Annotated in this window: 21 protein-coding genes; 11 read left to right on the forward strand and 10 right to left on the reverse strand. The window is 61.6% G+C overall.

Going from position 1 to position 25,205, the window contains the following annotated elements; all coding sequences use genetic code 11:
- Window positions 1-9 precede the first annotated feature (9 nt).
- Window positions 10-1,272, reverse strand: a complete 1,263-nt coding sequence (locus tag R4P64_RS29185; protein ID WP_317823651.1) for a CoA transferase — start codon at window positions 1,270-1,272, stop codon at window positions 10-12.
- Between the two features lie 182 nt (window positions 1,273-1,454).
- On the opposite strand from R4P64_RS29185, the gene R4P64_RS29190 reads away from it, so the two are divergent.
- The 4 genes from R4P64_RS29190 to R4P64_RS34050 all read left to right on the forward strand — a co-directional run bounded on the left by R4P64_RS29190 (window position 1,455) and on the right by R4P64_RS34050 (window position 5,459).
- Window positions 1,455-2,204: a GntR family transcriptional regulator gene (locus R4P64_RS29190; protein ID WP_317823652.1), complete on the forward strand. Its 750-nt coding sequence runs from the start codon at window positions 1,455-1,457 to the stop codon at window positions 2,202-2,204.
- 277 nt (window positions 2,205-2,481) lie between these two features.
- Window positions 2,482-3,801, forward strand: coding sequence for an MFS transporter (locus tag R4P64_RS29195; RefSeq protein WP_317823653.1), 1,320 nt, complete (start codon window positions 2,482-2,484; stop codon window positions 3,799-3,801).
- A 75-nt stretch (window positions 3,802-3,876) separates the two neighbouring features.
- Window positions 3,877-5,010: a thiolase C-terminal domain-containing protein gene (locus tag R4P64_RS29200; protein WP_317823654.1), complete on the forward strand. Its 1,134-nt coding sequence runs from the start codon at window positions 3,877-3,879 to the stop codon at window positions 5,008-5,010.
- Between the two features lie 44 nt (window positions 5,011-5,054).
- Window positions 5,055-5,459, forward strand: a complete 405-nt coding sequence (locus R4P64_RS34050) for a Zn-ribbon domain-containing OB-fold protein (protein WP_411742719.1) — start codon at window positions 5,055-5,057, stop codon at window positions 5,457-5,459.
- 351 nt (window positions 5,460-5,810) lie between these two features.
- On the opposite strand, the gene R4P64_RS29205 is transcribed toward R4P64_RS34050, so the two are convergent.
- The 7 genes from R4P64_RS29205 to R4P64_RS29235 form a co-directional block, all read right to left on the reverse strand.
- The gene (locus tag R4P64_RS29205; RefSeq protein WP_317823655.1) at window positions 5,811-6,425 is read right to left on the reverse strand and encodes a TetR/AcrR family transcriptional regulator; all 615 of its coding nucleotides are present in this window, start codon (window positions 6,423-6,425) and stop codon (window positions 5,811-5,813) included.
- A 230-nt stretch (window positions 6,426-6,655) separates the two neighbouring features.
- Window positions 6,656-7,522, reverse strand: a complete 867-nt coding sequence (locus R4P64_RS29210; RefSeq protein ID WP_317823657.1) for an aldo/keto reductase — start codon at window positions 7,520-7,522, stop codon at window positions 6,656-6,658.
- Window positions 7,523-7,607: 85 nt separating this feature from the next.
- Complete coding sequence (locus R4P64_RS29215; protein ID WP_317823658.1) at window positions 7,608-8,447, reverse strand: MBL fold metallo-hydrolase; 840 nt, start codon at window positions 8,445-8,447, stop codon at window positions 7,608-7,610.
- 158 nt (window positions 8,448-8,605) lie between these two features.
- On the reverse strand, window positions 8,606-9,571 hold the full coding sequence (locus tag R4P64_RS29220; protein WP_317823659.1) for a D-2-hydroxyacid dehydrogenase family protein: 966 nt from the start codon (window positions 9,569-9,571) through the stop codon (window positions 8,606-8,608).
- A complete protein-coding gene (locus R4P64_RS29225) occupies window positions 9,564-10,949 on the reverse strand; it encodes an MFS transporter (protein ID WP_317823660.1) in 1,386 nt (461 codons plus the stop codon). The genes R4P64_RS29220 and R4P64_RS29225 overlap by 8 nt, the downstream gene beginning before the upstream one ends.
- Window positions 10,950-11,827: 878 nt before the next feature.
- Window positions 11,828-12,139, reverse strand: coding sequence for a flavodoxin domain-containing protein (locus R4P64_RS29230; protein WP_317823661.1), 312 nt, complete (start codon window positions 12,137-12,139; stop codon window positions 11,828-11,830).
- Entirely contained in the window at window positions 12,139-13,650 is a 1,512-nt protein-coding gene (locus R4P64_RS29235) for a DUF4389 domain-containing protein (RefSeq protein ID WP_317823662.1), read from the reverse strand. Before R4P64_RS29235 ends, R4P64_RS29230 begins: the two co-directional genes overlap by 1 nt.
- Window positions 13,651-13,834: 184 nt before the next feature.
- Here R4P64_RS29235 and R4P64_RS29240 point away from each other — a divergent pair, with 184 nt between their 5' ends.
- Entirely contained in the window at window positions 13,835-13,957 is a 123-nt protein-coding gene (locus tag R4P64_RS29240; protein ID WP_317823663.1) for a hypothetical protein, read from the forward strand.
- Window positions 13,958-14,907: 950 nt separating this feature from the next.
- Here the strand turns inward: R4P64_RS29240 and R4P64_RS29245 are convergent.
- Complete coding sequence (locus tag R4P64_RS29245) at window positions 14,908-15,228, reverse strand: hypothetical protein (RefSeq protein ID WP_317823665.1); 321 nt, start codon at window positions 15,226-15,228, stop codon at window positions 14,908-14,910.
- A 376-nt stretch (window positions 15,229-15,604) separates the two neighbouring features.
- Between R4P64_RS29245 and R4P64_RS29250 the strand changes: the two genes are divergently transcribed.
- The 6 genes from R4P64_RS29250 to R4P64_RS29275 all read left to right on the forward strand — a co-directional run bounded on the left by R4P64_RS29250 (window position 15,605) and on the right by R4P64_RS29275 (window position 24,772).
- Complete coding sequence (locus R4P64_RS29250) at window positions 15,605-15,748, forward strand: hypothetical protein (RefSeq protein WP_317823666.1); 144 nt, start codon at window positions 15,605-15,607, stop codon at window positions 15,746-15,748.
- Between the two features lie 248 nt (window positions 15,749-15,996).
- Window positions 15,997-16,692 carry a hypothetical protein gene (locus R4P64_RS29255; RefSeq protein WP_317823667.1) on the forward strand — a complete coding sequence of 232 codons (696 nt, stop codon included), beginning with the start codon at window positions 15,997-15,999 and terminating at the stop codon, window positions 16,690-16,692.
- Between the two features lie 1,094 nt (window positions 16,693-17,786).
- Complete coding sequence (locus tag R4P64_RS29260) at window positions 17,787-20,117, forward strand: LuxR C-terminal-related transcriptional regulator (RefSeq protein WP_317823668.1); 2,331 nt, start codon at window positions 17,787-17,789, stop codon at window positions 20,115-20,117.
- Window positions 20,118-20,975: 858 nt separating this feature from the next.
- The gene (locus tag R4P64_RS29265) at window positions 20,976-21,905 is read left to right on the forward strand and encodes an ABC transporter ATP-binding protein (RefSeq protein WP_317823669.1); all 930 of its coding nucleotides are present in this window, start codon (window positions 20,976-20,978) and stop codon (window positions 21,903-21,905) included.
- Window positions 21,902-23,539, forward strand: coding sequence for an ABC transporter permease (locus tag R4P64_RS29270; RefSeq protein ID WP_317823670.1), 1,638 nt, complete (start codon window positions 21,902-21,904; stop codon window positions 23,537-23,539). The genes R4P64_RS29265 and R4P64_RS29270 overlap by 4 nt, the downstream gene beginning before the upstream one ends.
- A 195-nt stretch (window positions 23,540-23,734) precedes the next feature.
- Window positions 23,735-24,772 (forward strand): wax ester/triacylglycerol synthase domain-containing protein, encoded by a 1,038-nt coding sequence (locus tag R4P64_RS29275; RefSeq protein WP_317823671.1) that lies wholly within the window; start codon window positions 23,735-23,737, stop codon window positions 24,770-24,772.
- On the opposite strand, the gene R4P64_RS29280 is transcribed toward R4P64_RS29275, so the two are convergent.
- The gene (locus tag R4P64_RS29280; protein ID WP_317823672.1) at window positions 24,739-25,203 is read right to left on the reverse strand and encodes a hypothetical protein; all 465 of its coding nucleotides are present in this window, start codon (window positions 25,201-25,203) and stop codon (window positions 24,739-24,741) included. The two genes, R4P64_RS29275 and R4P64_RS29280, sit on opposite strands and share 34 nt — an antisense overlap.
- Window positions 25,204-25,205 lie beyond the last annotated feature (2 nt).

Here is a 25,205-nt window from a genome sequence, read left to right on the forward strand (position 1 = left end):
GTGGTTCCGTCAGTCGACGGATCGATGCTGTGCAGACAGCGGGTCGGAACATGTGTCCGATTGGAAAACCGCGCCCGAGCGGACGAGTCTGTCGCATTCCTCGGGCGTCAGCGAAAGAACCTCGCCGAGCACTTCACGGGTCTGCTCGCCGAGACGTGGCGGGTAGCGTAGTGGAGGAATTTCGCTGTCCTCGAACAAGATCGGTGTTGCGACCGCCTCGAACGAGTGACTGCCATCGTTCAGCTCGATGACCATTCCGCGCCCCGAAGCTCGGGCGTCATCGAGCGCTTCGGCGACATCGCGGATAGGTGCGCACGGGACCTGCTGCTCGATAAGGCGCGACACCCATTCTGCGGCAGGGTGCTCGGCAAATGCTTTCTCGAGAAGGCGCCACAGCTCGTGTTTGTGCTGCAGCCGCAGGGACTGGTCGAGAAATCGTGGGTCCAATGGCAACCTAGGTTCTTCGATTGCTATGCACAAGCGCTCCCACATCGCCTGTGTATTGGCAGTGACGACGAATTCTGCTCCGTCCGATCCGAGGAAGGATCTGTAGGTGGGAATCGAGTCGTGTCCGGCCCCCTGCCTACCCGGAACCTGTCCGGACATCATCGCGTACACGGATTGGTAGGACAGCTGACTGAGCTGGGAGTCGAGCATGGAGACGTCGACGATTCGGCCCACCCCGGTGCCGGCCCGCGAGACTAGCGCCGACAGCACACCGATCACGGCGTACATGCCGGCCACTACGTCACCTGCCGGAACACCGAGTCTGGCAGCGGGCTGACCAGGATGTCCGGTCAGGCTCATTACCCCACTCATGGCCTGGACGATCATGTCGTATGCAGGACGCGATTGGTGAGGTCCGACCTGCCCGAAACCGCTGATGGATGCCCACACCAGTTCCGGGCGATCGGTGGTGACTGCATGTTTGTCGATTCCCAGACGCTCGCAGACTCCGGGGCGGAAGTTCTCGATCACCACGTCGGAAGCTCCGATCAGCCGTAAGGCGATGTCGAGACCTTCCGGATGCTTGAGATCGAGTACCACACTTCGCTTGTTGCGGTTGTTGGCCAAGTAGTACGCACTGTCCTCTCCGAGGAAGTGCGGAGGGATGGAACGGCTCGAATCTCCTACTGCAGGTTCAATTTTCACGACATCAGCTCCGAGATCCGCCAGCAATTGCGTAGCGGAAGGTCCGGAAAGGAACGTCGTGAGATCCAAGACTCTGATTCCAGCGAGCGGGAGTGGCCGAACTGATGATGCGGTCGCCATGGGGCGTAGTCCCTTCTCAGTAAGTGTCGCCACTATAAGCAGATCGTGAACCAAAAATCCAGTACTCACACAAAAGAATGCGCTCAAGTGTCGACACTTGTACGTACGGGTTGACCTTCTCACAGTGATGACGCTTGACCCGATCAGACGTCAACACACGAGCGGGGCATTAATGTGTTCGCATGAGCACCAAAGGAAATGCGGCACAGTCGAAGGCGAAAACGTCCACGGCGGATATCGATGGAATTCTCGCGAGACTGCTGGGCGTGGACGAACGGCAAGATTCGCTGGTAGGCAAGATCGCCATCGAAATCGCCAGGGACATAATCGAAGAACGTGTTGAACAGTCGGACGATTTGAACTCTTTCGAGTTGGCACAGCGGTTCGGAACGAGCCGTACGCCGGTCCGGGAAGCCCTCCTGGTTCTCGAGCGCCAAGGGATGGTCGAGGTTCCGGCTCGTCGACGCCCCCGTGCTGCAGAATTCACACGGCAGACCATCATCGAGATCTACGACCTCCGTAGCGAGCTCTACGGTCTCGTCGCACGACAGATCGTGAGCAACGCCTCCGATGCAGATCTCGAAACCCTCGAAGAGGGCCTCGCAGGTTTGGTAGCTGCAGCCGAGAGCGGAGACGACGACGCCTACTTCTGGCAGGTCGTGCTCTTCCACGAGCAAGCTTCCCTGATCTGCGGAAACGCAACACTCAAACGAACGATCGACGGACTGGGGCTTCGAGTGATGCAGTTGCGACACCTCGGAATGGCTCGCGGATGGCGAATCGAACGTTCGCTGGCAGACCATCAGCGACTGATGCTCGCATTGCGCGAGCGCGACGGGGAGCTCGCGGCCGCACTCAATCGGGCGATGGCGACCAACGCACTACCTGGCCTGCTCGCAATCGTCGACGATAGAGCAAAGGTCACCCGCTGACGCACCAGACTACAAGAGTCGACACTTGATCCAAGAAATCTTCACTAGGGGGTTGCAATAGCGAGGTCTTACCACCTAGTGTCGACTGTGACCCTGATCTCGCCGTAAATGTTTCGACCGCGACGACGGGATCGTGCACGCTCCGATCCCACGAGGCTTTTCGACAGCCACCAGCATCCGCCTCGAAACTGATCGACGGTCACCAGCAAGCCGACCCGCGGACGACACGGCCTTCCAGTCGCGTGTCGACTCCTTCGCCAGCACACATGGAGAAACAATGGTAAGCACCACCCAATCCGAGGACAAGCAAACGACATTCGGAGCACAGCGCCGTTCGCTGATCGCGGCGGGTGCCGGAAACGCACTCGAATGGTTCGACTGGAACCTGTACGGCATCTTCTCGGTCTATCTCGCTGCCAACGCATTTCGATCCGACAACCCAACTTCGGCCCTTCTCAGTACGCTCGCAATCTTCGCAGTCGGATTCGTCGCGCGCCCCATCGGCGGTTTCGTCTTCGGCAGGCTCAGCGACAAGATCGGCAGAAAGAACGTCATGGTGGCGACGATGTGCCTGCTCGCGGCCTGGAGCGTCGCAATGGCGGCACTTCCCACCTATGCGGCGGTCGGAGTCTGGGCCTCGGCGATGCTGCTGATCGTTCGGCTGGTCCAAGGACTGGCACACGGAGGCGAGGCGGGCGTCTCCTACACCTACGCAGCCGAACTCGCCCCACCAGCGAGACGTGGACTCTGGTCGTCCATGCCCTTCGTGGCATCGACGATCGGTCTGATGACAGCAACTGCCAGTGCCGCGATTCTCACCGGCGTATTCGATGCGGACCAAATGGATTCGTACGGATGGAGAATAGGTTTTGCATTCGGGGGTTTGCTGGGAGTGTTCGCGCTGTGGATCCGCCGAAGCGCGGTCGAAACCGAAGTATTCCTCGAAGAAGCCGAAACCGCAGAAGATTCCGACTCCCCCGTCATGACGATGAGCCGCCGCGAAATCGCAGGCATCGCTTTGCGAATCATCATGGTCTCCGTCGGTACAAATATCTCCTTCTACGCATGGGTGTCGTTCGCGCCGACCAACGCGATCGCACAGCACGACATGCACCCGACATCCGCCTTCGTGGTGAGCTTGTTGGCGCAGGGTCTCATCGTGCTCCTACTACCTTTCATGGGAGCCCTCTCGGATCGAATTGGTAGAAAGCCGTTCATATTCGCCCAAGGCACGCTGATGATTGCCCTCGCATTTCCAATCGCCAATGTTGTGTCCAGCGCCCCATGGACTCTCTTCGTCGCGCTGATGCTCGGTCAACTCGTCTGGGCTTGTGCTGGATCGATCTATCCAGCTGTCGTCGCCGAACAGGCGCCAACCCGCATCCGGGCCACCATCGTCGGACTCGTCGTCTCACTATCCGTTGCAATATTCGGCGGCACTGCCCCCTACCTGAACACCTGGCTGACCTCGATTGGCAAGAGTTCGCTGTTCAGTGTGTACATCATGGTGCTGGGGCTCATTGTGATCGGCGGCGCTATTCTCATCAAAGAGACGAAGGGCATTGATCTCCGAGAACTCGACCAGCCCAACAAGTAAATCGTCGCCAGCCATCAACAGACGACCCTCAACGGTGTCGTAGCTCGACCCGGTGCACAAGGAGACTCGAACAGTATGTCCATCGCCATGAAGACCGCAGTGGTCGGTGTCGGAACCACCGAACAGGGACAACTTCCAGGTAAGACGGCAAACGAAATAGCCGCAGACGCAATCGAACTCGCGATCGCCGATGCCGGCCTGACCAAAGACGACATCGATGGTTTGATCACATGCCGCAACCTCACCGGCGGCGCAGGAATCGATGAACAAATCGGCCACCTGCTCGGAATGAACCCCGACTTCAGTGCCACACTCGACTACGGAACCGGCAACTTCTCACTCCATCTCGGCGTCATGGCGATCACCGCCGGACTCGCAAACACCGTGGTGCTCGCATACGGGACAAATCAACGATCCCAACGCGTCGGTTTCGGACGGGTCGTCGGCGGCGGCGCGGAATTCGCTGCAGCAGCAGGCCTGGTGCACGTCGCAGGCTCGGCGGCGATGGCGTTCCGTCGCCACCAGCATCTGTACGGGACCACCGAAGAACAACTCGGTTGGGTATCGGTATCTCAACGCGAGTGGGCTCGGCTCAACCCCCTCAGCATTTTCAAAGAGAAGATGTCGATCGACGACTACCTCAACCATCCCTACATCGCAGCCCCCTTACGACGCCCGGACCTCACCATGATCTCCGATGGAGGAGCCGCGCTCGTCCTGACCCGCGCGGATCGGGCGAAGAACTCACCCAAGAAACCGATCCACATCGTCGGCATTGCAGAGAAGACCGCTCTACGCGCCGACCAAAATCCCGACAACCTCATGCGACCATGGCTCAGCGCGACAGCTCAGCAACTCTGGAACACGACCGGAGTGCGTCCATCCGAAATTGACGCCGTCTACGTCCAAGATGCGACATCTGTGTGGACTCTTCAGATGCTCGAAAGCTACGGCTTCTGCAAACCCGGTGAAGCTGGAGCGTTCTTCGCCGAAGGAAACACCCGCCCAGGTGGATCGCTACCGGTCAACACCAGCGGAGGACAGCTCTCCGAGAGCTACATGTGGGGATGGCTCAACCTCTGCGAATCAGTCCGCCAACTGCGGGGCGAGTGCGGCGAAAGACAGGTACCCGGAGCCGAGACCGCCCTCGACTGTTCTTCCCACGACTTCCTGAAAGCAGCAGCAACGCTCCTGACGGCGGCGGCATGAACACTCATATTCGGCCGCAATTCGACCATCAGCTTTCATCGACGATGTGGGATTCACTGCGCCAAGGTCGGCTATCGCTGCAGCACTGCGGAAAGTGCTCCTACATAAGATTTCCGGCAAGCGAACTGTGCCCGGAATGCTGGTCTCGAAACGCCTGTTGGCGCGACGTTGAACCCGTGGGGCACATCTGGAGCTACACCGTGTACGAACAAGCATTACACCCCATGCTGAAAGACGCTGTCCCCTATACGATCGCGTTGATCGAACTCGATTCCGGGCCGACATTGCCAGGGCGCCTCCTATGCGAACCTGGCAGCGCGATAGCAATCGGGGGCCGTGTGACCGCTTTGTTCACCGAGATCGATAGTGATTTCACCATGCTCGAATGGGTGCTCGAACACCCGCCCACGACGATAGATTCTGGCGTAGTTCCATTGGGGGGCAAATAGTTAAGCGACATCGGGATCCCTCGTCAAACGTCACTGACGAGGCTGCTGTTTCGTAATCGACAGTCAGAAAAATAGACAAGTACCACCTGCAGACGCCGTTGCGGTCAGCGAGGCGCCGAAGATGCCTGAAACCACGTCTCACGATTCCTCAGCGGTGACGAATACGGCCTCCAAAGTTCGTCCGAATTACTGTCTGGCAGAAGAACACGAGCAAACACCTCGGTTCGTGGGGGCTCCCAATCGCACGCGCGGACCGGTGAGCGGGGAGCGTGACATCTGGTCGATGGCGGCGTGAGGAGCGGAGACGCAGTTTATTGCGGGGAGACTCGTATGGGGCCTTTGGTATTCCGGTCAGGCTACCTTTGTTGGCGTAGGCCACGCCGCGAGCGCAGCATCCGCTGCGGCGTGGAGGTCTCGGGCTGGTACGTCGTCGCACACCTGCGTGGAGACGCCGAGCAGGAAACTGTGAATCATTGACGTGAAGCCGTCCACATCGATGTCTTCCGCCAACTCCCCCGCCTCGATGCCACGAACCACGCATCGCCTGATGCCTGCCCGGTCGGCGGCGCGGCGCGCCGACATCATCTGGCGTACCGCGGCTTCTCCGTCGCCCGGTGCGCGGACGGTGCCGGACAGGGCGACGAGGCAGCCCCGCGGGTGGGAGGTGTCGGTTTGCATGTCGATCGATGCGTGTAGCAACCCGGCGACGGCCTCGCGTGGGCTCAGAGTCTCGTCGGCGAGGACTTCGGTCACGCTGCCCGGCCCGGCAATGTAGTGCTCGGCCACTCGTTCGAACAATCCCTGCTTGGAACCGAAAGCGCCGTAGAGGCTTGCTGAGGACAGCCCGGTGGCCTCACGTAGATGCGTCACCGAGGTCGCGTCGTAGCCGTGTTCCCAGAAGAGCCGCATCGCGGCTTGGAGAACCTTCGGCATGTCGAAGGCACGGGGACGGCCGAGGGTGGGCACAGCGACCTCCTTATTGGAACGAATAATCCATTATAGCAGCGCGGCCGGCCGGGGTGTGCCGCCTATCCCCGGCGGACGGTAGCCCGAACAGCGCGATACCCCCTCGGGTGTCGGCCGTACACCCTGGCCGTTTCCACTGTGCGCCGCCTACCGCGTTCCACACACCGATGATCGAGCCCGAGGGTTGCGAGGCGGTCGCGTCCCAACGGCTGCCTCGCGGGGAACAGCCACTACACCACCTCACTGAGGGCAGCAAACTCGTTGTCGGACAGTTTAATTCCAGCAGCGCTTATGTTCTCCTCAAGATGTGCCACGGACGAAGTTCCCGGAATAGGCAGGATCGCCGGGGAACGCTTGAGGAGCCATGCCAGGGCGAGTTGCGACGGTGTCGCGCCACGTTGTTCGGCCAGCGCAGCGAGCGGGGTGCCTTCCTGCGCGAGTTTTCCGGTAGCTAGCGGGAACCACGGAATGAAGCCGATGCCATGTTCTGTGGCGTAGTCCAGCAGTGGCTCGGCCGTACGATCAGCCAGATTGAACAAGTTCTGCACCGAGACGATCTCGACCATCGCCGACGCAGCTTCGACGTCGCCGACGGACACCTCCGAGAGACCGATGTGGCGAATCTTCCCTTCCTCTTGTAGCTCTTTCAACGCCCCGATCTGCTCCTCGAGGGGGACTTTGGGGTCGATACGGTGCAACTGGAACAAATCGATGCGGTCCAGACCGAGGTGGCGCAGGCTCATTTCGGCCTGTTGGCGCAGATACTCGGGCCTACCCACCGGAAGCCACTGGTCGGGGCCCTGCCGGGTGAGCCCGGCTTTGGTCGCGATGACCAGACCCTTCGGGTAGGGATACAACGCCTTCTTGATGAGCGGTTCGGCGACGGCCGGACCGTACGAGTCGGCCGTATCGATGAAGTCGACGCCGAGGTCCACCGCCCGGCGCAGCACCCGTACTGCTTCGTCCGGATTCTTCGGATCTCCCCAGACCCCCGGGCCGGTCAGCTGCATCGAGCCGAAGCCGAGGCGGGTGACCGTCAGATCGTTTCCGAGGGTGTGGCTCCCCGCCGCCGAGGCGGGCGGCTGGTCTGTTCTCATAACAAATCTCCTTGGTGTGCTGCCAGTTGACGCGCCTGCCGCTTTGTGCGCGTACATGTAAGTGATCGCGGTGGCGGCGTGGACGTCAGCGAGCGTCTATCGCGTCGGCCCAGGGGCGCCAACGCCCGGATTCCACGGTCCCCAATTGCTGATCCGCGAAGTGAACACCGAAGCCGTATACCCCTTCTCGCGTGAGGTAGTCGATAAGCCGGAGCCGTGAGCGTTCGGCCTCGTTTCTGTCGGCGTCGAGGAGCACCTCCCAACCGGGGTGCACCACCTGGACTGGTGAGTGCAGGGCGTCACCGAAAGCCACGACTTCCCGACCGTCGCCGGTGTCGAGGACCCATGCGGTGTGTCCCGGGGTATGTCCGGGGAGAGACCACGCTCGGATGCCGTCCGCGATTTCGGTCCCGTCAGTCACGACGATTGTTCGTTCATTCTGACCGGCCAGCACGGTCGCCGTTCCGTCCGCGATGCTCTCCAATTCTCCCTCTCCGACCAGCCACCGCGCCGTGCTGAACAGGCTCCGGGAGTCCTCGGTGGCGTCGGGCCGGGCCCACCCGGTGTGGTCGCCGTGGAAGTGGGTGAAGGCAACCATCTCCAACCCGGCCGGGTCCACGCCCAGCGCCGCGAGTGATGCAGGAAGGTCCCGTACATGACCAAAGGCGTGCTGGAAATGCTCCACTTCGTCACCAGAGATGTGGCCGTGGCCGGCGTCGATGAGCAGCCGGGTGTCGCCCCTCTCTACAAGTAGGGCTCCACATCCCATGGACAGGTGACCGGCGCCGGTCATATGCGTGCAGTGCTGGCCCCATTCCTCCTCGGTGGAGGACGGGTACAACCGGTCCGGGATCATCGTCACTCCTGCGTCCGGGATGTAGCTCAGGGTCAGTTTCCCCAGCGTGCGAGTCCAGAGTCCGGGCACCCGGAATCCTGAGTCATCGCAGCTCGGGCCGTCAAGCCGCACACGATCGTCCCTCTCGGCACTGTCCGTCGCGTTGAGTCGATCGTGCGTTCCTTGCGTGGTCACTGAATCGTGCCTTTCGTCATCGTGTGCATGAGAATTAGAGAGGTGCGGTCTACTCACGGCTCGACCACACGGATCGGTGCACCGGCGCCGTACGCGAGGATGTCCTCGAGCGCGTCGGAGTAGAAGATCTTGTAGGCGCCCTCGGTGACGTACCCGAGATGCGGGGTGAGCACCGTGCGGGGGGAGGTTCGCCACGGTGAGTCTGCTGGGAGCGGCTCGATGGAGTGGACGTCCAGCCCGGCCCCGCCGATCGCGCCGGCGTGGAGGGCAGCGAGTAGAGCTTCCTCGTCGACGACAGCGCTACGAGAGGTGTTGACCAGCAATGCATCCGGCCGCAGGAGTGCCAGTTCGTCGCGACCCAGGAGCCCGGCAGTGCGTGCGGAGAGTTTGAGGTGAACCGTGACCACGTCAGAGGTCGTCAGCAATTCCTCCTTGCCGACCGGAGTGACGCCGACTGCTTGAGCGTGCACGTTGTCGAGGTTGCTGCTCCACGCGACGACGTCCATCCCGAAGGCGAGCCCTACCCGCGCCACGCGGGTGCCGACGCCGCCGAGCCCGATGACACCGAGACGGGCGCCGTGCAGGTCGCGCCCGACGGTCCGCTGCCAAGTTCCCTCACGTACACCGCGGTCCTCGGCGGGGACGGAGCGGGCAAGTGCGTGGATCAGCCCCCAGGTCAGCTCGGCTGTCGAGGTCAGACCTGCCCCGCGCGTGCCCGACACCACGATCCCGCGCTGCCGGGCCGCCGCGACGTCGATAGCCGCGTTGGCAGGGCCGGTCGTCACCAGCAGTTGCAGATTCGGCAGCCTGCTGATGATCGCGGCAGGAAAAGCGGTGCGCTCACGCATGGCAACAATGACGTCGAACGGCCGTAGTGCGGCTATCACGTCGTCGGGATCGCCCAGGGGTTCGGTGAACACCGTGATGCGAGCATCTTCCGGCAAAGCGTTCCAGTCGGCGTACTGGCGCGCGACTCCCTGGTAGTCGTCGAGGATCGCCACTCGGCGGATTTCAAACATGGTCGACCCCCTGGCGGTGAGACCGTTCCGCGGGATGAGAACCTGCGCGGCCGACCGCTATCGGGCTCTGTTGAGTTCCGGTGGTGTCTGCTGTGGCCAACGGCGCGGCAAGGGGTTCGGAAGGGCTGGGGTGGAGAATCTCCAATACCCACGTTCCGACGCCGACCAGCGCGATGACAAAGCCGAGCACACACATCCCGAGCCACCCTACGACCGGGTACAGCGCCGCGGTCAACGCTGAGGCGACTGTGCTGCCGGCGAACGCGGAGACCATAAGGGCTGTCGTCACCCTGCTCCGGGCATGCGGGGCGCGGTGGTAGATCGCGCTCTGGTGGCTGATCAACAAGGACTGCTGAGCCAGGTTGAGCACCACGATGCCGACAACCAGGGCGATCAGTCCGCCCAGTCCGCCCATGCCGGCGAGGGCGAGCACGGGCCAGCTGACGGTCAGCAGGATCAATCCGCTCGTAGTCACCTGACGGCCTCGCCCGCGGTCGGCGAGCCTACCGGCTCCCATCGCGGCGAAGGCTCCGACGACTCCGGCCAGTCCGAACAATCCGATGGCCGCGGGCTCGTAGGCGTACGGCGCGTCCGCCAGCAGGAACGACGACGCGGTCCACAGAACGGTGAAGCAGCCCATACCGGCCGCGGCCAAGACCATGCGCCTGCGAAGCAACGATTCGGAATGTACGAGCGTCAGCACGGAGCGCAGAAGTTGCGGATAAGTAGTGCGCTCCGAGGGGGGCACCGGGTCCAGGACCAGCCGCAACACGACTGCCAGGACTGCCATCAGGACCGCGGCGAAGACGTACACCAGATGCCAATCGCCGATTTCGGCAAGTAGTCCGGCGACTGTCCGCGCAATCATGATTCCGATGAGCAGACCGCTGGTCACCGTGCCTACAACCGCCCCACGCTGGTGGTTCGGCGCCAACGACGCGGCCAGCGGTACAACGATCTGCGCCACCGCAGAAGTAACCCCGACGACCGCGATCGCGGCAAGCAGCGACCCGAGTGCCGGGGACGCGGCCGCGCCGAGGAGAGCGACGGCACTCGCGCCGAGCAGCACGGTCACCAGGCGACGCCGTTCGAGCACATCGCCCAGAGGCACCAAGAGCGCCAGTGACAGCGCATAGCCGACCTGCGAGACAGTGACCACCAGTCCACTGGCGCCCTGGGACACCCCGAGCGACTGCGCAATCACCGGGAGCAACGGCTGTGCGTAGTAGATGTTCGCGACCGCCGCCCCACAGACCACTGCCAGCAGTAGTACCGTCGCCTGACTCAATGCCGTTGGGCCACTGACTGATTCCTCTATATCTGGGGACAACGGGCGAGCTCGGACCGTTTCACTCGCACCTATATCTGGATCGTTCATGCCATAATAGTTGCCGCCGCGAGTCGGTCGGTCAAGCTATTTGCGGATCAATCGTTCCATAAGTGAGTAGAGTCACTTCGCAAACTGCCCCAGACGAGATAAGGCCACGCCGGCAAGCACCAGACACCCGCCCCCCGGAACGTTTCGACGGCGCCTGCCCGCCGACCGCCGATGACGAAGGTGTACACGCTCTCGACGTCGGGAACCGCAACGCACACCCACGATCCGAAGCTCGCGATCGGCAAAGCACAGCCTGAAACCTCGCCATCGCAGAACTGGCCGGTGGCCATTCTCAACCATCTCGGTCCGTCCAGCTCTTACGGGCGACCAAACTCGTTGTGGGCGTTAGACACCGCCGTCACGTCCGATCGTGCTGCGCACATTGGGCATCCGGATAGTCTGATCTCAACTCCATGAAATCCTACTTAGACGCCCCTCGCGCGCTGGCCCATACAGAAGTCGAGAATTTGCCGCGAGATCCGAGCGCCTGCTTGGGCTTCCAACGCAGAGGTCGTGGTCGGGTCGGCAATCTCTCTCTTCGATGCGTTCACCTCGATCCGCATCGTCATCATTGCGGTCGGTTGTGCTTGCCGACGACGCTGAGCAACCGAACGCGAGCACACTTGGTTGCGTGACAATTACCGCAGGAACCACTGCCGTTGGGAACAAGCCGAATCCACAGAGCAATAAGCGAACCTGCACCTGCGGAACTCGACACCTCCCCCTCGGTAGCAATGCATCACAACGACGAACACAACCCCCAAAGCCCCACATGGCACAAGCAACTCCGCACCTTCACGACATGGATATAGGTCCGGATTCAGTACAGCTACCGCTCCACCACATCATCGAACGAGCCTGACGACTCCTCCACACGATCACCAACCACCAACAGCCACACCAACTCCACCCGGTTCGATAGGATCGTCTGGTTCCCGCACCGACGACACGGAGTACGCCCACACGGACCGGCCGGCGAGTTGGGGGCGCAGCCGCTCGATGGCGTCCGCAGCTTCGGGAAGCCACTGACCACTGTGGATGGCACTTCCGTCGTATTCCTGCACCGAGGTGACGGCGCACAACGACAGTACGTACACGGTCTCACCCAAGGATTCGAGCTGCGCAGCGATGCACTCGACTAACTCTCGGATTGAACCCTTCGCCGTCGCGTAGCTCACCAAGGTGGTCATCAGGTCGATCCCTGCGGGTGACCTGCGGCCGGCAGATCATCCGGCGCCCGGCCCCGTGGAGCGGTGTGGTCGTGGGGTTCGCGTGGTCCCTGGTCGAATCGGAAGGGTGGATACTCGTCGCGCATGAGCGCGACGTAGGCGATGACACGGTAGACCCAGCGGTTGATACCCATGATGAAGTCGAAGAGCGGGCGCGGATAGCGGCCGGTGAACAGGATGATGATCGACGCGACCAGGATGAGAACGCCGAGCAGCGAGCCGAACAACCAGGGCTGTCCGGAGATTCTGTCGTCGCCACTAGTAACTCCGAAGCGCCATCCGCCGAACCACCCGCCAGCGAGAACGGCCAGTATCAAGTAGTGCGGTATGGCCAGCAGCCACCACTTCACCAGAACGAGCCCACGGGAGAGTGTCTCGGGATACTCGACATCGAAGTCAGCTGGGTAATCGGTGCGCGCCAGTGTGAACGGCGGATACCGATCGGTGCCCAGTGCGGAGTAAGCGTAGAACTGCACACGCCAGAGCCAGCGCAGAACTCCTACGTTGAAATCGAATAGCCCCCGCGGATACCGGCCCGTGAACACAATCGCGAATCCTGCCACCACTGTTGTTACCACGAATCCCAGACCGAGGAAGAACAACACAAAGTAGTGCGGAATCGCGAGCAACCATTTGACCAGCCACAACCAACGCGACAGCGGTTGATCAAGGTCGCCTCGCAGGTGCGCGGCATAGGGCGCGGACGGGGTGGGTGCGTGGGCGGTCGATGGTGCGGTGGGGACATAGCCCGCACCGAGTCCACTCATCGCTGCCGGCCAGTGCGGTTGAGGTGGACCGTGCCGGCCGAGCCCCAGCGCTCCCACCACAACCAGTGGAATGCCCACTGCGAGCATCACCACAGCAGCGATGAGTACACCGAATGCTAGAGGTCCGAGGACCTCGAGCCGCACCCCGGCCTGGACGTCGACAGCGACGTTGGGACTGCCGTCGGCGTTCATCACGACAGCGGTCCAAGACCCGCGCTGAAGATCCCATTCCACCTCCTGGGTTCCGGAACCAGCGGACGAGACGTCCCAAAAAGACTGAACCGCTGGATTTTTCGGATTTCGGTCACCGGGGATCTGACGGTAACTCGGCTGGAAGGGGTCGAATTCAATTTCTGTCACCTCGCTGCGCGCGACACCGGAGAGATAGCCTTCCACCGCCTCGCGCGGGCCGATTCCGACGAAGATTTCCTTGTCCGACAGGTCCGAGGTGACGCGCAGCATCACCCGACCGAGGTCCTCGGTGCTGAAGCCCTGGGGAAAGTTTGCTTCCTCGAAAAGATCGATCCGCTGCGACACCAGGGCATTCGCCGCGGACTGATACCTCTGGGTGGGCGAGGTGAAATAGCCGTTGTCGTTCTGTGTGAAGTACGCCCACCCGAGGAACACGGAAGCACCTAGAAGGGCGAACCCGACCACAGCACACAGGCACCCGATGACGAGCGCAACGATTCTTCCAGGTCTCACGCCAGCCTCCGAAATCGTTTGTCCTGACACCACTGTGGTGTCAGGCGAGACGCTCCGTCAGGGCCATTGGTCACTACCCGAGGTTGACGAAACAGCGGTGGTGTCCCGAATACGTCCTCCGATGTATTCGGGACACCACTCGACAAGCACCCGGACAACTCTGCACAACGCAAGCGGTGTACCCGTGACTAAGCCACTAACCGATCTGCGCCGACATCGCGCCACTCTCTTCGAGTCGGTGTGGTGGCCCCTATCGACGGCCGCGAATGTCACCGTCGCTTCCACTGTCGCGGCCAGGGCGCGCTAGGAATGGGTGCGGCCGTGTTGACCACCCGGGAGGCAGGCGGAGATAACCCGTCCGGGACAGAACTACCGTCCCGGACGGTGCGAAGTTACGGCGCCGGTAGCGGTACGGTCCAGGACAGCGAGTGCCACCGCTCTCTCTCGGGCTTCCGGCGCATGCCACCGGCCTGTTCGGTGCGGGTGATGAGGTTGCGCAGCCCGCTGCGTGCCACGGTCGCCGGATCCCGACCCCGTCGTCGGCGACGTCGCCCGTGATGTCGTTTTCAACGGACGCTGACACTGACTCGCCTCATGACCACCGTAGTTTCTCGCCGATGACCACGAGATCATGTGCCGCGGATCGCTGAGCGCCGATCCGGAACTGACCGTGATCGGTGAAGCCGGAACTGTGCATAGGCCCTCGCCCGTATTCCCGCCCTGCGACCCTTAGTCGCCGTACTCTGCACCGTTCGGAAACCTTCCGCCCGTTGCCCGCCGCTGGATCACACACGCGCTTTGAGGGAAGCCCGGTCGATGCAATTGCACATATCCGGGCAGATCCGTCTAGGAGGTGGCGTCCGTTTTTCGGCGACTCAGATACCCGACTCCGACACTGGCTTCATCTGGGCTGCCACCGCTAAAATCGCGGACTGCCTGTCGACGGGTACGACCCGTCGACAGGCAAGAGAAGACCGCCCACCTGAAGGTTCCTCACGACGGCACCCTGCGCGGACTGCGCCTACAACGGTGAGGCAACTCAGACGGGCACCGGGTTCGGCCGCCACCGGTTCACCGACATCATCGATTCCGCGCGCATGGACGCGGGTATGAACATTCCCGCGCAGCTACGGGCTGGTTAGGCAGCTCACGACAACGCGGACTGGGAGTTCTTCCGCGCGGAGATGACCGAAGCCTTGTTCCACCGACCCCCTGATGATCCGTTGATCCGAGCACACGGATGACCTGCGACTCGCCTCAGTGAAGTCGGTAGATCAGAGACCACGGCTGCCGTCCACGGCCGCTCAGGTGCCAACCATCATCCTCGATGCTGCGTCGAAGCTCGGCCAGGGACGCTGTCATCTCTGGAGCCCACGCTTCCTGCGGCGCAACGGTTCCCAACGTGCGAGAGACCGGAAAGGTGGAACTGACATACCGCGATCTGCCATCGACGACACCGACGAACCGCATGTACGCGTTCCCCGACTGCGAGGCCAGGGTCGCCAACAGCGAAGCCCACCAGTGCCGCGCCCCGACCTCTTCCAGCTCGACCCGCAACGTCTCCGGTTCTGCAGACATGATGCCCATTGTGCCCGCCCACCCACTACTAGTGGTGCAGCAGTGGCGCGTAGCAGTAAGGAGACAGCCGGGGGTGGAGTTAGTGACATATGGCCCTCACCGCAGCCCCGAGGGCCGGCCGACACTGGTATCGGACCAACTCGGAGAAAACGGGAGTACCCAAAAATCGGCAACAACATCGCGCTCGTCATCGGCTGTCTGGGCGTCGCGTCCGGATCCGCGCGATCCTCCCGGGCGTCGCCTGCACCGAACGGAACGACAACAACCGGTTCACAGTGGCTCTCGTGTTGCTCCGCGCACAACGCCTACGAAAAGAAACTGATAACCGCATAGAGCCGTCCACCGCGCGGCGCGCACCCTCAAGGAGTGAATACTCATGGACTGGCCACTCGCGCTCGTTCTCATCGCCCTCATCCTGTCGGTCACCGCTATATCCACGACGTACATTTCGGTACGTAGCCCGTCCCGGCGCTCGCCCGACCAGACGCTCACGCGCCCCACGCACGACGAGCGTCCGTAGCGGCGCGACCGCAGCAGAATGTGAGGTGCTCATCACCGTCCTTACGATGAAAAACCGGTGGGGAGGCGCGCGACCCTTCACACTCGACATGGTGGCACCGTCGCCATTAAGGCGGCTGTCCCACCCGCCGCCGAGCCAATCACTGGTTCGCGTACGGGCACGCCACCCCGTCTCGTTGCAGACAGCTGCGCGAACCGCGACCACCGTCGCCGACGGGACCACCTCCGACTGCCCCCAGATGAGGAGCCATGACGACGACCGAGAAGCCCGCCATGCACACCATTTTACGCCGCGCGTCGGCAACGACCGTGCAAGCGATCGCCGGAGCCGTGCTCATCGCCGTGCACGTGCCGTTGACGAAGCCCCTGCGCCGTTGGCGCACCGGGTGGGGCGCCACCGACGCGGAGGCCGCGGCAACGCTGCCCGGCGACGAGTTCGTCCCGCAGGCCCGGTGGGGCTACACCCATGCGATCACGATCGACGCACCACCGGAGAAGGTGTGGCCGTGGATCGCCCAATTGGGCCAAGGGCGCGGCGGCTTCTACAGTTACGAAGGACTCGAAAACCTCATCGGCTGCCACGTGCGCAACTCCGACACCCTCGTCCCGGAATACCAACACATCGGTGTGGGCGACCAGATCCGATTACACCCTCAGGCACCCCCACTGACTGTTGTCATGACCGAACCGAACTCCCGACTGGTCCTGCACGGGGCTCTCCCGGAGACCGACGATTCACAGATCTGGGCATTCCACCTGCACCGTGTCGATCACCGACGTACCCGATTGGTCGAGCGGGGCCGCGGAGCGTTCGGGCCACGCCTGTCCAGTCGACTCGCCTTCGGTCCCACTCTGATCGAACCCGTCAGCTTCGTCATGAGCCGCAAAATGCTCCTCACGATTCGCCACCTCGCCGAGAGCAGTACCCACCCTGCCACCCGGTGACCGATAGCCCGATGTACCCGCCTTTCGACCGCGTGCGCCGCAGGGCGAGTCGGGAACCTCGACGGTCGGGTGCGGGCTGCGGCGGGTGACCACCGATCAGCGTCTAGCTCTCGAAACAAGAGAAAACGATCGACGCCGACCTTATCGCACCGGCTCCGGCTACATGAAATCATGGGTAACCGTCACACAAGCCTGCCCTGTGAACGACGGTCGAAAACTGGTTCTGGCCCACTTTCCATGATTGATTTTGAAAGTATCAGCCGCTGAGGAGTATTCGTTTGTCGAGCAAGTCGAATCCGGCACGTCCGTACATCTGCCGTTTGAGCATCTTGATCCGATTGACGCGCCTTCGACAGCGCCGGAACTGTACGACAGAGTTAGTCCATTCCTAACCGCGGCGTGATCGGTGTCTAGTCCTCGAACGAAGCGATGCAAGCGCGGAGGGTCATCTGCCACGAAGGCAGACATCCACGAGTTCAGTTGTTTCCCAAAGTATTCGGCGAGAATATGCGCGAACGATGTGACGTGCGCTGCGGTGGATTCGAGGTGTCGGCAGCTGGCGAGGTTTGCCTGATCTGCTCGTCGTCGGTGAGACTGTCAGAATCTCGCAACATCCATGAGGTGATTCGCCGTACTTTCGGCACTTTCGGCGTGGATGGTGGTACTAAACCTATTCTGCGGAACGGACAAAGGTAATCGCGGGCAGAGCTGGCGCGCAAGCTGATGTGCCTGAGGTCGGAGGACTCCGAAGCCCTAGCTTCCTCGACCGACTGGTGTGACTCGCACCTGAAATCCAATTATTCTCTGCGGCAGTAGTTTTCGAGGAGACAGATTTCCTCCCACAATCATCAACGCACGGCGTCATTGCCCAGAACTCCATAGCTGTGGCTCTGCGCCGACACTACTCACCGAAACACCCGCGAACGCATCCGCCAGATCAGTACAACGGCCGGAACCGGGACAACGAACTCGGCGGATCTCGTCCAGCCGACTCAGAAATCGCGGGAGGTGCGACCGCACATTCCGCCTACACCGTTCCGCGTACACTGTGGGGGTAAAGCTTCCCCTACACATGACAATTCGGCACGATAAACATGGCGGCGACACGAGGAAACCTACCGATCGAACTAAGCAGTTTCGTCGGTCGACGGTCCGAAGCCAAAGAAGTCCGCCGTCTGCTGTCGGAATACCGCCTCGTGACTCTGACGGGCCTGGGCGGGGTCGGCAAGACCCGGCTGGCTCTGCGTGTCGCCAATGATTCCACCCGAGCGTTCCCCGAGGGCGTGTGGTTCGTCGACTTCAGCGACCTGCAGGAGCCGGCACTCCTCGACCAGACGATTCTGGCTGCGCTCGGAGTACAAGACCGATCCACACGGTCACCACGGTCGGTACTGATCGAGCGACTCGCCAACGACCGGATCCTGTTGGTTCTGGACAACTGCGAACACCTCATCGAGTGCGTCGCCGATGCCGTCGCCGAACTGCTTCGCTACTGCGCTCGACTGACAGTGCTGGCGACCAGTCGAGAACCGCTTGGCATCCACGGCGAGATGGTGTTACGAGTGCCGCCGATGAGGCTACCCACCAAGCCATCATTTCCCACCGATAGCAGTGATGGCGACGCGATGATGCTCTTCGAGCAGCGGGCGCAGTCCACGGTCACGGGTTTCCGGATCACCAACGAGAACCGTGCGGTTGTCGAAAAGATCGTGCGCAGGTTAGAGGGGCTGCCGCTGCCTATCGAGCTGGCAGCTGCTCGTCTGAAGGCAATGTCGGTCGATCAGATCCTGCAACGACTCAACGACCGTTTCCAGCTATTGACGCGGGGCATCCGGAACGCACCGGAGCGGCAACAGACCCTTGCACGGAGTATCGACTGGAGCTTCGATCTGTGTACTCCGTCGGAGCAGTTATTGTGGGCACACTTGAGCGTTTTTACGGGCAGCTTCGATCTCGAATCGGTCGAGGGAATTTTCTCCGAGGAACCCGAGAACGAAGATCTGGACGATCTTGTGATGTCCCTGGTCGACAAATCAATCCTCATCCGCGAACAAGACGGCCCGTACGTCCGATACCGCATACTCGAGACTCTTCGCGATTATGGACGCGGCCTGTTACCGGACGACGAATGGGACTCACTGCAGCACCGACACTGTGCCTGGTTCAGGGAGCTCATCTTCTGCGCCGAGAAGGACTGGATCGGACCGCACCAAATCGACTGGATGACGCGGATCGACCGCGATCTGCCCAACGTGCGCAGTGCATTGGAGTTCAGCCTGACCGATCCTGACTCGATCGAAGACACACTGCATGCCGCAAGTGCACTGCATGATTACTGGCTTACGCGTGGTCGATTCAACGAAGGTCGCTACTGGCTGGACCGTGCTCTGACCAAGGTGCCCGCTCGAATCGAAGGCACCGTCGGTGACGCGGTAGTCGAAGCCACCGTGACCGGCGCCCTGCTGGCAGCCCTCCAACGCGATATCGCCTCAGCGACAAACCTCACCGAAGATGCTCGACGCCACGCCGAGAAACAGCGCAACGACAACGGGCGCGTACTGGCGACGTACGCGCTCGGATTCGTCGCGGTCGCCGACGGCGATCTGGTGCGCGGTGCCGAGTACCTCGACCGGGCTGTCGGAGCATTCCGGGCAAACGACGACATCGCCCGTCTGGTCCCCGCGCTCTACTGGTTCGCATTCGTCGTCGACGCACTCGGCGAAACTGATCGGGCCGCAGGCATCTACGAACAAGAATTGGCCATCTCCGAATCGCACGGCGAAATCATGTGGCGGTCGATGACGATGTCGGACTACGGATCCGCGCTGTGGCGTCACGGCGACCGCACTCGCGGCATCGAGCTACTGGAGGACTCCCTGCGACTGCTGCAGAAGCTAGACAACCAGTTCGGATGCGCATGGTGCCTCGAGGAACTCGCGTGGACGCTTGTCGACCAGGACGCGAACCTAACAGCCACACTGATGGGCGCGGCCGACACACTGTTCACTGCCACGGGCAGTCCCATGGCCACCTTCGGGAGCATGGTGCCGTACCACGAAGCAGGAGCGATCGATGCCCGTAACAAGATCGGAGACAAGGGTTTCCAAACTGCTTTCGATCACGGCAAAAATCTGACTCTCGACGACGCAATAGCTCGCGCACTGAGGGAACAGCCGCTCAATCGAGCACAGAAAACGACGGCCGACGACGCCATGCTGACTCCGCGGGAACTGCAGGTGGCCAAGCTCTTAGCGCAAGGATTGACCAACAGGGCAATTGCAAAAAAACTGTTCATTTCTCAGCGAACCGTCGACGGCCACGTCGATCACATACGGAACAAACTCGGATACAGCTCGCGCACCAGCATCGCAGCCTGGGTGCTCCAGCACAAAAACAACCTCCCCAACTCTTCCGAATGTCAATGAACGAAGATCCTCTATCGCGCGAGAAGACTGGAACACATCGACGAGTCGTTCACATCCACATGCTGTTTTCGTGTTTGTCCGTGGTGTCTGCCTATATCTGAGAAAGTATTTCGAGCATCCACCTCGGAAATGGGACAGCCGCAGGGCGGATGCGCCACACACTCGAATTAGCCAAGCAACAACGCTCTGTGAGCGGGTGGAAATCGTCACGCGACAGGCACAACACTCTGAAGACACGACTCTGAACATGCCGCCGCCCGGACCCCATGGGTCCTTCCCTCGGTTATGCCCCTTACCCCCATAACCGACCAGCCGATGAAACAGAAGAATACCGTCGGCTTGATCACCGTCATTACCGCAGCACTCGGCTTCGTCTTCGCATGCATTCCCGGCGCCCTCATCGTCGGGGGGATCCTGCTTTCTCATTCGTGATACGACGAATATTTCACAGCATCGCCTCACCCCCTATCCGCCTCAAACCCACTAATTATGGATATCTCCCACTCACCGGAGGAGAGTCGATTGCATGGAGTGCGCACAGGAACACCATCTCCCGAATCGCAGATCGTTGGCTTTCGATTCGGCTCTAGTCACCGCCGAGTCCTCGACTGGCCGGACAAGAGACGCACCGGGGATGCACACTCGTTTATGGCCGAGCGGCGAGGCTGACGCAAGAAAAGGAAGTCCTCGCGCGCCAATCGCTTCCATCCGGCGAACCATGCAGGTGCGGTTAACAGTCACGTGTGCAAACTGCTCCTAGACTTGCCGTCTACCTCCTCAAGTCGAAGCGTCGGCAAAGAGACTCCGTCCGCGGCGAGAGGGAGCCACAAACTCCACGAAATGGAAATAGGACTATTCATGAGCGCGGTCATCGAAGTTCACGAGTTAGTAAAGACATTCGGGCGAACGCGGGCGCTGAACGGACTCGAACTCACCGTCGACGAAGGTCAGGTTCACGGATTCCTCGGACCCAACGGAGCCGGAAAATCCACCACTCTTCGTGTCCTGCTCGGGAGCCTGCATCCCGATAGTGGCGAAGCTACCGTGTTCGGGCGCAACCCGTGGCGAGACGCCGTCGAACTACACCGCGACATGGCGTATGTCCCGGGCGACGTGACGTTGTGGCCATCGCTGTCGGGCGGCGAAACGATCGATCTACTGGCGCGAATGCGAGGCGGGTTGGACAGCACACGCAAAAAGGAGTTGATCGAGCGTTTCGACCTGGACCCGCGAAAGAAAGGCCGCGCGTACTCCAAAGGAAATCGTCAGAAAGTCACGTTGATTTCAGCGCTCTCATCCAACGCCCGCCTGCTCCTCCTCGACGAACCGACATCCGGCTTGGATCCTCTGATGGAAAAGGTGTTTCGCGAGTGCGTCGCCGAAGCCAGCGGCCGCGGAGTGAGCGTCCTCCTGTCCAGCCACATCCTCTCCGAAGTAGAGGCGCTCTGCGAACACGTCACTATCATCAGGTCCGGGAAAACCGTCGAATCCGGAACACTCGAGTCCATGCGGCATCTGAGTCGCACCTCCATCACGGCCGAACTCCTCGGGGACCCCGGCGATCTCAGCCGAATCGGAGGGGTCGCAGACATCCAACTCGACGGATCGATGTTGCATTGTCAGGTCGACAGTGAGCATCTCGGAGAGCTCATCCGAGTTCTCGGCGATACCGGCGTGCGCAGCTTCGTCAGTGCGCCGCCCACTCTCGAAGAACTCTTCCTTCGCCATTACGGGGTCGATGAAGCGAGTTCGACGGAGCCAGATCGGAAAGAACAGGTGGAGGCATGAGCATCTCCATGATCTCGCGTCCCAAATCCAGAGATCCCGAACCCGTCTCGAACTCGCATTTCACCGGGACTCTTCATTTCGTGCGCCTGTATTTACGCCGGGATCGCATAGCTCTCCCCTTGTGGATTCTGATCTTCGCGTCGGCGCCGGCGTTGTACGTGGCGAGCATCGCCGGCATCTACACTTCCCCAGAGCAACTCGCTGCCTTCGCGGCCACAACTGCGGCCAGTCCGGCCGAGATCGCGATGTACGGCCCGATCTTCAACGCCAGTCTGGGATCAGTCGGAGTCTGGAAGGCCGGAATCTACTCGACGCTGATCGCAGTCGCGGCAATTCTCACTGTCATTCGCCATACGCGCGCCGAAGAGGAGAATGGCCGGACCGAACTTCTGGATTCCACCTCCGTCGGGCGATATTCGAGCCTGACTGCGGCGTTGGTTCTAGCCGGCGGGGCATCCGTCGTCACCGGGATTCTCTGTACTGCATCACTTCTCACCCAAAACCTACCCGTTGCCGGCTCAGTTGCATTCGGGGCGGCGCTGGCCGGATCCGGGCTGGTGTTCAGTGCTGCCGCCGCCGTCGCGGCGCAACTGACTCCTAGTGCCAGGGTTGCCCGCGGCATCGCTATGTCTGTACTCGGTGCCGCGTTTGCGCTTCGTGCCATCGGGGACGCCGGGTCGGGGACGCTCTCCTGGTTCTCGCCCTTGGGTTGGTCATTGCAGATCCGCGCCTACGCCGACGAACGCTGGTGGGTCCTCATACCCACCCTCCTCACTGCAGCTGTACTTACCTGGGTGGCTTACGCACTCCTACGCAGGCGCGACGTCGGCGGAGGGCTCATCGCAGAACGTGAAGGTCCTGCGGTCGCATCTTCCAGTCTCGCAGGCACTCTCGCGCTGGCCTTGCGAATGCAGCGCGGCACACTTGCAGCCTGGACTATCGGGCTAGGGTTGTACGGCCTACTCATCGGCAGTGCAGCAACGAGCGTCGGCGGACAAATCGGAGACAGCCAGGCAATCCGCGACATCATCACCCGTATGGGCGGATCTCAGTCTCTCGAAAAGTCTTTCATCGGCTACGCCTTCATCATGCTCGGGATAGCTGCCGCGGCATACTCCGTGTCTGCGGCGCTGCGCCTGCACTCCGAAGAGACCGCCCAGCGCGTCGAACCGGTAACTGCCGGCGCGGTGGGCCGAATCCGATGGGCGTCGAGCCACATCGTGTTTGCACTGCTCGGTCCCGCCAGTGCTCTCCTGGTCGCCGGACTTACGGCGGGAGGCACCTACGGAATTGCCAACGGCGATATAGGAAGTACCCTGCCGTCCGTCCTCGGCGCTGCGCTTGTGCAGCTGCCGGCGGTCTGGGTGCTCACCGGAGTCACCGTCTTCTTGTTCGGCGTAGTTCCGAGGTTCACGCCGGTCGTCTGGGGCGTCCTGGTGGCATTTCTCTTCATCTTCCTGGTCGGCTCGCTCGCGAGACTCCCCCAATGGGTACTTGATCTCGAACCGTTCACCCACGCCCCGAGACTGCCGGGCGCACCGTTCGAGTTGATGCCTCTCGTGTGGTTGACGCTCATCGCAGCTGCGCTGACAGCGACGGGTTTATTTGCTTTCCGACGACGGGACCTGCGCTGACGAATCAGCGTGCGACCTTCAGCATCGTCCGTCGGCATCGCCCCTCTTGACACGGCGTTGTCAAGTTATTTGGGGTGCAGCCGTTAGGAGTTCTCGGCTCGATTATTCAAATATTTCGATTGCCGGTGCGTGGTTCCTTTGGATTGCCGTGTGCTCGGATGTTGCTCTAATCTGCTGTTCCGCAAAACAGCTGGGATGGCCGCATTCGACAAGGATCGTCCGCTGTGGGAGTTCACAGTGCTCGACGGACTCGCTGACGGCGGCGCGGCACTGGTGGTCAAGGTTCATCATTCTCTCACCGACGGGGTCGGGGGAATGCAACTGACACGTGAAATCACAGACGAGACAAGAGAAGGCGAATCGGATCGACCCGCGCGGGAGACTGTGACATCTATTGATCATCCGACCGGTGCCAACGCCGTGGCGATTGCACTGGGGACAGCGGCTGGTTCCGCTGTTCGACAGGGTGCACGCGCATTGCGGCATCCTGCCGTTACCGGCCGCGGCGCCGCACGAATCCTCGGTTCGGCTCTGCGTATGACACGACCGGCGACTACCACATTGTCACCGGTGATGACTGCTCGTAGTACGCGTCGAAGTTTCGGCGTACTCGAGCTGCCGGTCGCGGCGCTTGCCGCAGCCGCGACTGCCACCAAGTGCTCGATCAACGATGCATTCTTGGCTGCTGTTCTCCTCGGAATGGCCGAGTACCACCGCCGCCATGGTGCTGTGCCGCCGGAGCTGATGGTGACCTTGCCGATCAGTCTACGTACCGATCGAGACCCATTGGGCGGCAACCGAATCTCATTGGCAAGATTTGCGTTACCACTCGATATCGCGAGTCCGGATCAGCCGATGCGCCGAGTCCACGACATCGTCGACAGCTGGCGCAATGAACCTGCAATTCCGCTCTCTCCGCACTTGGCTGCGATGCTGAATATGCTACCGGTTGCGGTGACCGGCGACATCCTCAAACACATGGATTTTGTCGCTTCGAACGTCGTAGGTTCCTCGGTACCTCTGTATCTTGCGGGCGCGGAGATCACCAGGCAATTTGCGTTCAGTCCCACTCTCGGCTCGGCATTCAAAAGGGATCTCAGACACGCCGCGAATCTGGTAGCCGGAGCTCCCACAGGCGCACCTCGGCGGACGCCGCCTGCCAATGTTCGCTGGTGGACAGCTCCCACCGGATGGGCGCTCTACACACTCGCTAACGGGCAGCCCGAGGCGTGACCTGAAACGTGGTGACCGGCCTGAAGCACCGAACGGCCACAAGTAGGAAGGCCATCGACTTTGGCGAGGGCCTTACCCCAGATCTTTACTCTTGCCAATGCTTCCATCGCCTCGACACAGGCGCGATTGAGTCGCTCGCGCACCTCGGCGGCTGTTGTCTCCCCCAGCATGTATTGCACGGCAGTCGAGAGCGCCGCATCGCGCTCCAGCTGGACGTCCGGGTCCGGATAGCGTTCGTCGATCGACTCTGCTGCGCGCGAGAAGCGCCTGTTGCGTTGCGTCCAGTTCTGTCCAGACATCGCCCGCCCAGTCTCGAAGATCCATTTCATTCGCATGAAAAGCAGCGACCGGGTCCCGGGTGCGGTGTGGGGTCGGCCGCGCAGGACGGCGCCGACGTGAATGGGAGCGACGAAGTGCACGTCGAGGTGCACCG

The organism is Rhodococcus sp. IEGM 1366 (assembly GCF_033142425.1).
Taxonomy (GTDB): domain Bacteria; phylum Actinomycetota; class Actinomycetes; order Mycobacteriales; family Mycobacteriaceae; genus Rhodococcus_F; species Rhodococcus_F globerula.